The sequence below is a fragment of the Streptomyces thermoalcalitolerans genome, assembly GCF_039525155.1.
GTDB lineage: Bacteria > Actinomycetota > Actinomycetes > Streptomycetales > Streptomycetaceae > Streptomyces > Streptomyces thermovulgaris.
The window spans coordinates 100923-113406 of record NZ_BAAAHG010000017.1; the positions used below are offsets into that span (position 1 = coordinate 100923).

Annotated in this window: 9 protein-coding genes and 1 pseudogene; 7 read left to right on the plus strand and 3 right to left on the minus strand. The window is 72.7% G+C overall.

All coding sequences use genetic code 11. The features are described 5' to 3' along the window. Positions 1–59 precede the first annotated feature (59 nt). Together ABD224_RS13130 and ABD224_RS13135 are read right to left on the minus strand one after the other, a co-directional pair. Positions 60–1025 (minus strand): NADPH:quinone reductase, encoded by a 966-nt coding sequence (locus ABD224_RS13130; RefSeq protein ID WP_344049670.1) that lies wholly within the window; start codon positions 1023–1025, stop codon positions 60–62. Positions 1026–1241: 216 nt separating this feature from the next. Further along, positions 1242–2234 carry a hypothetical protein gene (locus ABD224_RS13135; RefSeq protein ID WP_344049671.1) on the minus strand — a complete coding sequence of 331 codons (993 nt, stop codon included), beginning with the start codon at positions 2232–2234 and terminating at the stop codon, positions 1242–1244. Between the two features lie 240 nt (positions 2235–2474). Between ABD224_RS13135 and ABD224_RS13140 the strand changes: the two genes are divergently transcribed. Both ABD224_RS13140 and ABD224_RS13145 read left to right on the plus strand, forming a co-directional pair. Then, positions 2475–3146, plus strand: a complete 672-nt coding sequence (locus tag ABD224_RS13140; protein ID WP_344049672.1) for a response regulator transcription factor — start codon at positions 2475–2477, stop codon at positions 3144–3146. A gap of 106 nt (positions 3147–3252) precedes the next feature. Next, positions 3253–4437, plus strand: a complete 1185-nt coding sequence (locus ABD224_RS13145; RefSeq protein ID WP_344049673.1) for a cytochrome P450 family protein — start codon at positions 3253–3255, stop codon at positions 4435–4437. Positions 4438–4734: 297 nt separating this feature from the next. On the opposite strand, the gene ABD224_RS13150 is transcribed toward ABD224_RS13145, so the two are convergent. Next, on the minus strand, positions 4735–5766 hold the full coding sequence (locus ABD224_RS13150; RefSeq protein ID WP_344049674.1) for a Gfo/Idh/MocA family protein: 1032 nt from the start codon (positions 5764–5766) through the stop codon (positions 4735–4737). 117 nt (positions 5767–5883) lie between these two features. Between ABD224_RS13150 and ABD224_RS13155 the strand changes: the two genes are divergently transcribed. The 5 genes and pseudogenes from ABD224_RS13155 to ABD224_RS13175 all read left to right on the plus strand — a co-directional run. Beyond that, positions 5884–6633 carry a GntR family transcriptional regulator gene (locus ABD224_RS13155; RefSeq protein ID WP_344049681.1) on the plus strand — a complete coding sequence of 250 codons (750 nt, stop codon included), beginning with the start codon at positions 5884–5886 and terminating at the stop codon, positions 6631–6633. A gap of 662 nt (positions 6634–7295) precedes the next feature. Further along, a complete protein-coding gene (locus tag ABD224_RS13160; protein ID WP_344049675.1) occupies positions 7296–8444 on the plus strand; it encodes an ROK family glucokinase in 1149 nt (382 codons plus the stop codon). Further along, complete coding sequence (locus ABD224_RS13165) at positions 8441–9025, plus strand: sugar kinase (RefSeq protein ID WP_344049676.1); 585 nt, start codon at positions 8441–8443, stop codon at positions 9023–9025. Before ABD224_RS13160 ends, ABD224_RS13165 begins: the two co-directional genes overlap by 4 nt. Positions 9026–9278: 253 nt before the next feature. After that, complete coding sequence (locus tag ABD224_RS13170; RefSeq protein ID WP_344049677.1) at positions 9279–12185, plus strand: DEAD/DEAH box helicase; 2907 nt, start codon at positions 9279–9281, stop codon at positions 12183–12185. Beyond that, positions 12185–12484, plus strand: a pseudogene (locus ABD224_RS13175) (SWIM zinc finger family protein); the annotation flags it as partial. The gene ABD224_RS13170 and the pseudogene ABD224_RS13175, both read left to right, overlap by 1 nt.

Genomic DNA, 12484 nt, shown 5'->3' on the forward strand with positions numbered 1-12484 from the left:
CCGTCCGTGCGGTTCATGCCATCGGTGTGTCATGCGCGCCCATGGGGCGGCGGGCGGGTTCAGGGGCGCAGCACCACGCGCCGACCGTGGAGTTCCCCCTGCTCCATGCGGCGGTGGACCTGAGCCGTCGCGCTCAGGGGCTGGTACTCGACGAGGCGGGGACGCAGTGCGCCGGCCGCCAGGAGATCGTTGACGGCACGGGCCGCGTCGGCCAGTTCCGCGGTCGTGGCGTTGGAGAGGGCGAAGCCGCGCACGGAGCCGTCCTTCATGTAGAGGGCACCGACCGGGAGGGCCGGCGCGTCCCGGGCGCCGGACATGACGACGATCCGGCCGCGGTGGGCGAGGAGGCCGACCGCGGTTTCGAGGTCGTTGTGGCCGGAGGTGTCGATGTGCACGTCGACACCGTCCGGGGCGAGGGCCGCCAGCCGCGCCGCGAGAGCGTCGGCGTGGTAGTCCACGACGTGGGCCGCGCCCAGGGAGCGGACATGGGCGTGGTCGCGTGGTGCGGCGGTGGCGAGCACGCGCGCGTGTGCGTGGACCGCGCACTCCACCAGCGCGCTGCCCACGTTGCCGCCCGCGCCGCAGACCAGGACCGTCTCGCCGGGCCGCAGCCCGCCGTGGGTGAAGAGAGCCAGGTGGGCGGTCGCGGCCGGGTGGAACACGGCCACCGCCTCCCCCGGGGCGACGCCCGGCGGCAGCCGGTAGAGGCGGTCGGCCGGCACCACGGCCTGTTCGGCGGCGGCGCCCTGCCGTCCGTCGTGGCCGAGGCTGTCGCACCACACCGTCTCGCCCACGGTGAAACCGGACCCCGGGGCGGCCACCGTGCCCACCAGGTCGCGTCCGACCACGAACGGGAACGGCAGCGGCGTACGGAACACCCCGGAGCGGACCAGCGTGTCCACCGGGTCGACCGCGGTGGCCAGCACATCCACCAGCACCTCGCCCGGACCCGGCACGGGAGCGGGCAGTTCGCCGTAGCGGATGAGGTCGGGCGGACCCAGCTGTTCGACATAAGCGGCGCGCATGCACAGCAAGTGTCCCACCGGACCGCTCTCCGCGCGCGTGCGCTCGGTGGTTCCTCGGTGGTCCTGCCGACGGAAATCCGGGCGCGGTCCGGCTGCCGCACAGGGGCGACGCTGCCGCACAACGGTGACGCCGGAGGCAGCCCCGTCACCGGGGCAGCGGTGAGCGGGTCGGTGCGCTGTCCGTCGTACCCCCGTCATCGGCGCGCCGGACGCCGGTCAGAAACTGCCGATTCCGCTGAATCCGCTGAAGCCACCGCCGTCGTAGCCGCCGCCGTCGTAGCCGCCGATGTAGCGGCCTGCTCCCGACACTCCGCTGACGAAGGAGGACCGAGACGACCTGGACGAAGAGAACGAGAAGGGCTGAGGGCCCTGCCGGCTGTCCTTCCAGAGGTCCTTCGTCACCGTGTCCCACCACTTCCAGAAGGAAACGGGGACGTCCTGCGCACGGCACTCGCGCTCCACCTCGGCCTGGGCCGCCGTGTCCCACTGGATCTCGACGGTACGGTCACTGCCGCGCACCAACGCCAGAAGGCGTTCTTCGAGCTGACCTGCCGTCAGACCGTCCTCGGGGGAGGACTCGGCCGGGGAGTCCGGCAGCGCGAGGGCAGCCGGTACGTCGGTCCGGTGGACGAACACGGGTGAGCCGGCCTCGGCCACCGTGAACAGCCACACCCGCTTGGCGGCAACCGCGTTCAGCACGGAGAGCCTGCGTGCCTCCTCCTCGCGGCGTGCGCGCTCGCGCGCCTCTTCTTCCGCCTTGTGCTCGGCCAGCCGCCGTGCGATCTCCTCCCGGACCGGCCGGTACTCCTCCTCCGCCCGCTGCACGGCGGCGGCGAAAGCGCGTTGGGCCTGCTCCGACCGTTTCCTCATCCGCTTTCGCCGTCCCGGCCAGGGGAACGGTTGGGGGATCTCCGTCCGGCTCCGCCTGCCGGTGTACAGGTTCACCTTGCACTCCTGGCCACCATGGGCCCGGTACAGGTCCTCCAAGGCGCGGGAGAGAGAGCCGAGGCAGGTGCGTACGGCTGCGTCCCACTGCTCGAGCTCCGCCTGAGAACAGGAGAGGACTTCGCCCCACTCGTTCTTTGACACCACCCGGTACACCTCGATGCTCTCCGGGCACTGGACGGAGACCGCCGGAACGAACCGATCCCGGCAGAGCCACCGCACGTCGAACTCGACCTTGTCCCGTCTCACCCTGTGGTACGTCACGCTGCTCCCCCTCCCGCCTCACCCGACGGTGCCGCATCCGGCTGCGTGCACCGGGCGGTCAGCACACCACGGACAACTATTCAGCGTAACCGTGCAGATACCTTTCTGCGTCCGAAAAATCCGAAAAACGCGACCAGCGGCTGAGGGGCCACGGGCATCGACAGGTCCTTCCGTACACCTCCCCCTGCACAACCGACCCGGGGTGGTCGACGGGGCCCGGGCTTTGGTTGGGTGGGGTCCATGAGCACGATCCGACTGCTTCTCGTCGACGACGACCCGCTGGTGAGAGCGGGTCTGTCCCTCATGCTGGGCGGCGCCGACGACATCGAGATCGTCGGTGAGGCGGCCGACGGCAGCGAGGTGCGGGACCTGGTCGACCGCACCCGGCCGGACGTCGTCCTGATGGACGTACGGATGCCGGGCGTGGACGGTCTGACGGCGACGGAACAGCTGCGCGGACACCCCGAGGCACCCCAGGTCATCGTTCTCACCACCTTCCACGCCGACGAGCAGGTGCTGCGCGCCCTGCGCGCGGGTGCCGCCGGGTTCGTCCTCAAGGACACTCCGCCGGCCGAGATCGTGCAGGCGGTACGCCGGGTCGCGGCCGGCGATCCGGTGCTCTCGCCCGCCGTGACCCGCCAGCTGATACGGCACGCCGCCGGTGGCGCCGCCGACGACCGGCGTGCCCGCGCGCGGGAACGTCTCGCCCCGCTCAACGACCGCGAGCGCGAGGTCGCCGTCCGGGTCGGCCGCGGACTGGCCAATGCCCAGATAGCGGCCGAACTGTTCATGAGCGTGGCCACCGTCAAGACCCATGTCTCCCGCATCCTCGCCCGGCTCGGCCTCAACAACCGCGTACAGATCGCCCTGCTCGTCCATGACGCGGGACTCCTCGAGCAGGACATGCCCTGAGGCGAGTTCCGGCGGCGCGGCGCTTTTCGGCGGTCCGGCACTTCGCGGATGCGCCGTGCGTTGACCGGGCACCGGCAGTCTTTCCGCACTCCGGAGGGGAGTGGTGATGGCAGACGCGATCGACCTGAACGAGTACGGGGCGAAGCTCCGGGAGGACCCGCATTCCGTCTACGCCGAACTGCGCGCACTCGGCCCGGTGCACCGGGTGCGGCTGCCACCGCCCGAGAACTACGACAGCTGGCTCGTCGTCGGATACGAGGAGGCACGCGCCGCGCTCGCCGACCCCCGCCTGGCCAAGGACGTCAGCTCGCTCGACACGCCGCCCTTCGCCGGCCGACCGGCGTTCGACAAGAATCTGCTGGCCGTCGACCCGCCGCAGCACACGCGCTTACGCGCGCTGGTCACGCGGGCGTTCACCGCGCGCCGTGTGAAGGCACTGGAGCCGCGGATCCAGCGGATCACCGACGACCTGCTGGACGCGATGCTGCCGCACGGACACGCGGACCTGGTGGAGGCGTTCGCGTATCCGCTGCCGATCACGGTCATCTGCGAACTGCTGGGCGTGCCGGAGATCGACCGGGCCGCGTTCCGGGAGATGTCCAACGAGATGGTCGCCCCCACCAGCGAGGAGGCGCAGCAGCGGGCGGTGGACCGGCTCCTCGTGTACCTCGCCGAGCTGATCGAGGACAAGCGCCGCGCCGGACCGGCCGACGATCTGCTCAGTGCCCTGATCCGCACCACGGCCGAGGACGGCGACCGGCTCTCCGCCGAGGAACTGCGCGACATGGCCTTCCTGTTGCTCATCGCGGGCCATGAGACGACGGTCAACCTCATCGTCAACGGCGTGCACACCCTGCTGACCCACCCGGAGCAGCTGGCGGAGCTGCGCGCGGACCCGGATCTGATCGACGACGCCATCGAGGAGATGCTGCGGTACGAAGGTCCCGTGGAGACCGCCACGTTCCGGTACGCCGCCCAGCCCCTGGAGATCGCGGGCATCGTCATAGAGCGGGGCGAGCCGGTGCTGATAGGTCTCTCCGCCGCCAACCGGGACGCCGGACGCTACGCGGCCCCCGACCGGTTCGACATCCATCGCGACGCCCGCGGCCACCTCGCCTTCGGCCACGGCATCCACTACTGCCTGGGCGCCCCTCTGGCCCGTCTGGAAACCCGCACGGCCCTGCGTACCCTTCTCCGGCGCGCTCCTGCCCTGGCACTCGACGGCCCGCCCGGCGAATGGTTTCCGGGCATGCTGATCCGGGGCAGGCGAAGCCTGCCGGTGCGCTGGTAGCGCCGGTCCGGTCATCCCCGGCTCGACGCAGGGGCGTTCGCTCCCTGCGCAGCGGTCGCCTGGTCAATTGTCCGGTGCGCACCGGTTGCCTGGTGCGCACCGGACGTCCGGTGAGGGCCGGCCGCCGGATGTGGCGGATGCGGGTCGGCCGCCGGGTGTGGACCGGCCGCCGGGTGCGGATTGGCAACCGGGTGCGGATTGGTCGACTTGTGTCCGGACGTACTTCGCCTGGACACAAGTCGACTGTCCCGCAAGGCAGCTGGGCGTGCAGGCGTCATCGGAGCGGCTGAGGGCCCGTCACCGGAACGCCGTCCGGGGCCCGCCCGGGATTCCCGGGATCTCCGCCAGGTACACCGGGCGGCGCTCGCGGCGGGACATCTCGCAGGCCTCGGCGATCCGCAGGGCCTGCAAGGCCTCGCGGCCGTCGCACGGGTTGGGGCGCTCACCGCGCACGACCTGGACGAAGGCGCGCAGTTCGGCCTCGTAGGAGGGGCCGAAGCGCTCCAGGAAGTCGGACCAGGGCTTGTCCGCGGCCGGCGGCCCGGTCGGCTCGGTGGACGCGATCGGCGTACGGTCGTCGAGGCCGACCACGATCTGGTCCAGCTCCCCGGCCAGTTCCATGCGGACGTCGTACCCCGCGCCGTTGAGCCGGGTCGCGGTGACCGTGGCGAGGGTGCCGTCGTCCAGCGTGAGCAGTGCCGCACCGGTGTCGATGTCACCGGCCTCGCGGAACATCGCGGGACCGGCGTCGGACCCGACCGCGTACACATGCGAGACCTCACGCCCCGTCACCCAGCGCAGGATGTCGAAGTCGTGGATCATCGTGTCCCGGAACAGCCCGCCGGACAGCGGCAGCCACTCCGCGGGCGGCGGCGCCTGGTCGGAGGTGAGGGCGCGGACCGTGTGCAGACGGCCGAGCCGCCCCGAGCGCACCGCCTCGCGGGCGCCGGTGTAGCCGGTGTCGAAACGGCGCTGGAAGCCCATCTGCAGGATCGTCCCCGCCGCCTCCACCTCTTCGATCGCGTGCACCGTGCCCGGCAGGTCCAGCGCGATCGGCTTCTCGCAGAACACCGGCAGCCCCGACCGTGCCGCCCGGCTGATCAGTTCGGCGTGGGCGGAGGTCGCTGTGGTGATCACCACAGCGTCCACACCCCACTTGAAGACCTCGTCCACGCTCGGCGCCACCGTCTCGCCCAGCCGGTGGGCCAGCTCCTGCGCCCGCGCCGTATCGGCGTCCGTGAGAATCAGTGATCCGACCTCGTAATGGCGGCTGAGCGTAATTGCATGAACAGTTCCGATGCGGCCCGTACCGATGACCCCGATGCGCATGGAAACAAAGTGGAGGTGGAGCCCGCACGCTGTCAATCAGTATGTCAGGACAATCAAACCAGATGGCTTCCCGTCCACCGGTGGTGGGATTACGCTCGGGCCGTGCCGAAACCAGACGTGGACCCCACCGCCTCGCTCGAGCTCAGTGTGGACCGGAGCTCCCCGGTGCCGCTGTACTTCCAGCTGTCCCAGCAGCTCGAGTCCGCGATCGAGCAGGGCACTCTTCCTCCCGGCAGCCTGCTGGGCAACGAGATCGAGCTCGCCGCACGGCTCGGCCTGTCCCGGCCCACCGTCCGCCAGGCCATCCAGTCGCTCGTCGACAAGGGACTCCTGGTGCGCCGCCGCGGCGTCGGCACACAGGTCGTGCACAGCAAGGTCCGGCGTCCGCTCGAACTGAGCAGTCTCTACGACGACTTGGAGGCCGCGGGACAGCGTCCGACGACCAAGGTCCTGGTCAACACGGTCGTTCCCGCGTCCGGCGAGGTCGCCGCCGCCCTCGGGGTGACCGAGGACGAGGAGGTGCACCACATCGAGCGGCTGCGTCTCGCGCACGGCGAGCCGATGGCGTACCTCACCAACTATCTGCCGCTCGGCCTGCTCGACCTGGACACCGGCCAACTGGAGGCCACCGGTCTGTACCGGCTGATGCGCGCCGCCGGGATCACCCTGCACAGCGCCCGCCAGTCCATCGGCGCCCGCGCCGCCACCCCCGCCGAGGCCGAGCGGCTCGGCGAGGCGAAGGGCGCTCCGCTGCTCACCATGCAGCGCGTCACCTTCGACGACACCGGCCGTGCGGTGGAGTACGGCACCCACACCTACCGGCCGTCGCGCTACTCCTTCGAGTTCCAGTTGCTCGTGCGGTCCTGATCGCTTGATCGCGTCGGGCCCGGGGCCGGCCGTCGCATGTCCATGACGGGTGTCGCGTGTCCGTGACGGGCGTGGCGCGTCCAGGGGCTCGCCGTGTCCGGAACGGTTCGGCCCGCCGGGAGTCCCCGGTCGTGGAAGCCGCGGGTCCCGGTGTCCGGCGACAGGGTGACCGCCGGCCGACGGAACCTTCACCGCTCTCGAATGTGCATTCAAATGCTGCTGTGAAGGTGCTCGGTTCCCGGAGGGTGCGGCGGTGGCACGGAGACACGGTCCGGGTGTTGTCCGGATCACCCGCAGCCCGCATCGCGGGGACCCACGACCCGCAGTGCGCGGACCTGCACTCGCGTCGCACGGACCGGACGGGAGGCCGTCCCCTCCCGCACCCATGCGCTCTCGTTGCGCTTTCGTTTCGTTTTCGTCCTGCTTCAGTCCCGGTTCGGTCCCGGTTCCGTCTCACCGGAAGCGGGACACAGCGGTCGGCGGACCCGTGCATGGCGGGGTGCCCCGGAAGGGCCGATCCGGCAGACGACAGACGGTGACGTGCCCGGCGACCCGCGTCACCGGCCACAGGGGAGAGCGGCCCGCATGTGCCGGGAACCGGTGCTCACCCCTCCGCTCCCCCGTACAGTACCGTTATCGGCCGTGCGGCAGAATCTGCCCCGATGAGCACCTATCGCGACCTCACCGCCCCCATCGGCTCCCGTCGTGCCCCCGTACTGCGGACTGTGGGCACCCGAGAGCGTCGCTCCCACCTGACCGCACCCCGGGTGCCCACGGTGGGCATCGACATCGGCGGCACCAAGGTGATGGCGGGCGTCGTCGACGCCGACGGCAACATCCTGGAGAGGCTCCGCACGGAGACCCCGGACAAGTCCAAGAGCCCGAAGGTCGTCGAGGACACCATCGTCGAACTGGTCCTGGACCTGTCCGACCGGCACGACGTGCACGCGGTCGGCATCGGTGCGGCCGGCTGGGTCGACGCCGACCGCAACCGCATCCTGTTCGCCCCCCACCTGTCCTGGCGCAACGAGCCGCTGCGCGACCGTCTCTCCGAGCGCCTGTCCGTGCCGGTCCTGGTCGACAACGACGCCAACGCCGCCGCCTGGGCCGAGTGGCGCTTCGGCGCGGGCCGGGGCGAGGACCACCTCGTCATGATCACGCTGGGTACCGGCATCGGCGGAGCCATCCTGGAAGGCGGCCAGGTCAAGCGGGGCAAGTACGGCGTCGCCGGTGAGTTCGGGCACATGCAGGTCGTGCCCGGCGGCCACCGCTGCCCGTGCGGCAACCGGGGCTGCTGGGAGCAGTACAGCTCCGGCAACGCCCTGGTGCGCGAGGCACGCGAGCTGGCCGCGGCCGACTCCCCGGTCGCCTACGGGATCATCGAGCGCGTCAAGGGGGACATCTCCGCCATCACCGGTCCGGTGATCACCGAGCTGGCCCGCGAGGGCGACGCCATGTGCATCGAACTGCTCGAGGACATCGGCCAGTGGCTCGGTGTCGGCATCGCCAACCTCGCCGCCGCCCTCGACCCGTCCTGCTTCGTCATCGGCGGCGGTGTCTCCGCGGCCGACGACCTGCTGATCGCTCCCGCCCGGGACGCCTTCAAGCGCCACCTCACCGGCCGCGGCTACCGGCCCGAGGCCCGTATCACCCGCGCCCAGCTGGGGCCCGAGGCCGGCATGGTCGGCGCCGCCGATCTCGCCCGGCTGGTCGCCCGCCGCTTCCGGCGCGCCAAGCGGCGCCGGGTCGAGCGGTACGAGCGCTACGAGCGGTACGCGGAGGCACGACGGGCGGCCCGGGAGGCCCTGTGACGACGTCGCTGCCACGTCAGACGGCGTCTCCGGCCGGACCACCGCCCCCGCGCGTCGAGGACCGCTTCCACCGGATCCGCCGCAGGGCCCTCACTCTGCTGATCATCGTGCTGCTGATCGGCATCCCGGCCGGCTACCTGGTGATCTCGGCCAACCAGAGCCGCGACAGCGGCAAGGACAAGGAGGCCAAGTACTCGGCGACCGGCCTCACCCCCACCTATCCGGCCAAGGTCCAGCGCCGCCTCTACCAGGTGCCGATACCGCACCCGGCCGACCGGGTCGCCTCGTACGAGACGAACAACTGGAAGACCAGCCGCCTCTACGTCCAGTTCCGGACCACCCAGGCCGGCCTGGACACCTTCCTCGAGGCCATGGGGGTCAACCGGGGCGACCTCGAGAAGGACGACATCACCATCAACGCCCGTGACCGGAGGATCACCGGCTGGACGTTCAACGGCCCGGGCCCCTGGTGGGGGCTCACGCACAAACAGGAGAACCCCGCTCCCACCCAGGACGTCGTCGTCAACATGTCCGACCCGGACCTGCCGATGGTGTACGTCGTCTCCCAGACCGTGCCCTGACGGACGGACCGTGCTCGGGGCAACGGACCGTGCTCGGAGCAACGGGCCGTGCCCTGGGCAGACGGGCCGCGTCCCGGCAGACGGGCCGCGTCCCGGCGGACGGATCGCGCCCCGGCGGACGGGCCGTGCTCCGACGGAGGACGGAGGAAGGAGGAAGGCCGGCCGTCGCCGGGACCGGTTGTCGGACCCCGCCCGTATGGTCGGGAACGGCTGACTCGACGGACGCGACGATGGGCGGGAGGTGACAGGACGGATGGGCGACACGGCCGTGGCGGAGACGGACCGGACGGCGGACGGCCTGCCCGTGCGGCTCGCCGCCGTCTTCCTGCCCGCACCCCTGCCGCGCGAGGGGCGCCTCGCCTTCTGGGACCCGGACGGCGAGGTGTGGCCGGCGGACGGCCTCACCGGGGACCACGGGCACCGCCGTCCCGCGCACACGGAGCTGACCGTCGTACGACGCCACGGGGCGGGCGTGCGCCGCAGAAGCGTCCCCGCGCTGTCGCTGCCGGTCGAGGAGGCGCTGCCCCACCTCGTGCGGGCCCGGCACGACCCGGCGGCCCATCCCGCCACCGCCTGCTGGGGCGCCGCCGCCCTGCACGCCCTGCGGCTCGTCGCCGGCGGACGGCTGCTGCTCGGCCTGACCGCCACCGCGCACGACGCCTGGCGGGCGGGCCCCCTCGACCCGGACGACATCGCCCACCTGCGCGCGAACGCCGCCGCCCTGCCGTACGAGGGCCACGCGGTCCCGCTGCCCGGACCGGGCCCTCTCCGGCTGCCCGAGCCGGAGGCACTGCTGCGCGCCTTCCTCGACGCGGTCGCCGACACCCTGCCCCGCACCCCGGCCGCACCCCGCACCTGCGGGAAACCCTTTGCCGACCGCCGGCCGCAGCACCTGCCGCACGCCCACGACTGGGCCGCCGAGGTCGCCGCCGGCATGGACGCGGGCGTACGGATCTCCCTGCGGCTGGACCTGTCGGCGTACGACCTCTTCGACAGCCGGGACGGCCAGGGCGGCCAGGGCGGTGACGGCGACGGCGGCGCGGTGCGGGCGGCGGGAGCGGCGGTCCTCCAGGTGCACAGCCTCGCCGACCCCACCCTCGTGACCGACGCGGCACCCCTGTGGGCGGGGGAGGCCGACGCGGCGTTCGGCCCACGCGCACGCGTGGACGCCGCCCTGGCCCTGCGGCGCGCGGCCCGCGTCTGGCCGCCGCTGAACCGGCTCTGCGAACAGGACGTGCCCGACGTACTCGCCCTGTCCGAGGACGAGGTGGGCGAACTGCTCGGCGAGGCCGCGCCCCGGCTCGCCGCGGCCGGGGTCGCCGTGCACTGGCCGCGCGACCTGGCGCAGGACCTCACCGCGACCGCGGTGGTGCGGCCCGCACCCGGCTCCGCGGCCGACGGCACGGACTTCCTCGCGAGCGAGAACCTGCTGCGGTTCCAGTGGCAGCTGGCGCTCGGCGACGACCCGCTCACCGACGCCGAGATGGACGCCCTCGCCGAGGCGCACCGCCCGGTGGTGCGGCTACGGGACCGCTGGGTGCTCGTCGACCCCGCCCTCGTCCGCAAGGCCCGCGCACGCGACCTGGGGCTGCTCGACCCGGTCGACGCGCTGTCCGTCGCTCTCACCGGCACCGCGGAGGTCGACGGCGAGACGGTGGAGGCGGTGCCGGTCGGCGCGCTGGCGGCCCTGCGGGACCGGATCACCGCCGGCGTACGGCCCGCCGAGCCGCCGCCGGGCCTCGCCGCCACCCTGCGCGACTACCAGCTGCGCGGCCTGGCCTGGCTCGACCTCATGACCTCCCTCGGCCTCGGCGGCTGCCTCGCCGACGACATGGGCCTGGGCAAGACGGTCACCGTCATCGCCCTGCACCTGAAGCGGGCGCGCGGCGAACCGACCCTGGTGGTCTGCCCCGCCTCCCTGCTGGGCAACTGGCAGCGGGAGATCAACCGGTTCGCGCCCGGTGTCCCCGTCCGCCGCTTCCACGGACCGGACCGCACCCTGGACGGTCTCGACGGCGGCTTCGTGCTCACCACGTACGGCACCATGCGGTCGACGGCGCCCCTGCTGGCCGGGCAGTCCTGGGGCATGGTCGTCGCCGACGAGGCCCAGCACATCAAGAACCCCTGCTCGGCGACCGCGAGGGCACTGCGCACGATCCCGTCCCCCGCGCGCGTGGCCCTCACCGGCACCCCCGTGGAGAACAACCTCTCCGAGCTGTGGGCCATCCTCGACTGGACCACCCCCGGACTCCTCGGCCCGCTGAAGTCCTTCCGCGCCCGGCACGCGCGCGCGGTGGAGAACGGCACGGCCGCCGGGAACGGCGAGGCCGCCCGGCGCCTGGCCCGGCTGGTGCGCCCTTTCCTGCTGCGCCGCCGCAAGTCCGACCCCGGCATCGTCCCCGAACTCCCGCCCAGGACCGAGACCGACCACCCGGTGCCGCTCACCCGGGAACAGGCCGCGCTGTACGAGGCGGTGGTGCGCGAGTCGATGCACGCCATCGGGGCGGCCGAGGGCATGGCCCGGCGCGGGCTGGTCCTGAAACTGCTGACCTCGCTGAAGCAGATCTGCGACCACCCGGCCCTGTACCTCAAGGAGGAGCCCCCGCCGGGCGGCGACGGCCGCCTGGCGGCCCGCTCCGGCAAACTCGCCCTGCTGGACGAGCTGCTGGACACCGTGCTCGCCGAGGACGGCTCGGCCCTGGTCTTCACCCAGTACGTCGCCATGGCCCGCCTGATCACCTCCCACCTCGGCGCCCGCGCGATCCCCGTCGACCTCCTCCACGGCGGTACGCCCGTCCCGGAGCGCGAGCGCATGGTGGACCGCTTCCAGAGCGGCGCCACCCCGGTCCTCGTCCTCTCCCTGAAGGCGGCCGGCACCGGCCTGAACCTCACCCGCGCGGGCCATGTCGTCCACTTCGACCGCTGGTGGAACCCGGCGGTGGAGGAACAGGCCACCGACCGCGCCCACCGCATCGGCCAGACCCAGCCGGTCCAGGTCCACCGCCTGATCACCGAGGGCACCGTCGAGGACCGCATCGCCGAGATGCTCGCCGCCAAGCGCGCCCTGGCCGACGCGATCCTCGGCTCCGGCGAGCCGGCCCTCACCGAACTGACCGACCGCGAGCTGTCCGACCTGGTCTCGCTGCGGAGGGAGACCTGATGGACGAACGCCCCGCCGACGCGGCCCGCCGAGCCCTGCGCGCCGCCCGCCGGCAGCAGCCCCCGGCGGCCGAAGGCTCCCGGAAGCCGACCCGCCCCGAGCGCGTACCACCGGGCGGGACGGACCGGCCGGACGAGACGAACCGCCCGAGCGCCGCCGCACGGGACGCGCTGCGCCGCGCACGGTCCGCCCGGCACGGTGACCGCACCGCGGACGGCGCGGCCGAGGGCGTGCCGCCCAGGGCCGAGACCCCGGCGGACACCGTCGCCACCGCCGCCTCGACGCCGCACCCTCCAGAC

Coding starts and splice junctions, on each gene's coding strand:
- ABD224_RS13130 (WP_344049670.1), bottom strand. CDS start 1,025: ATGCGCGCCGCTTATGTCGAACAGCTGGGTCCGCCCGACCTCATCCGC.
- ABD224_RS13140 (WP_344049672.1), top strand. CDS start 2,475: ATGAGCACGATCCGACTGCTTCTCGTCGACGACGACCCGCTGGTGAGA.
- ABD224_RS13145 (WP_344049673.1), top strand. CDS start 3,253: ATGGCAGACGCGATCGACCTGAACGAGTACGGGGCGAAGCTCCGGGAG.
- ABD224_RS13150 (WP_344049674.1), bottom strand. CDS start 5,766: ATGCGCATCGGGGTCATCGGTACGGGCCGCATCGGAACTGTTCATGCA.
- ABD224_RS13160 (WP_344049675.1), top strand. CDS start 7,296: ATGAGCACCTATCGCGACCTCACCGCCCCCATCGGCTCCCGTCGTGCC.
- ABD224_RS13170 (WP_344049677.1), top strand. CDS start 9,279: ATGGGCGACACGGCCGTGGCGGAGACGGACCGGACGGCGGACGGCCTG.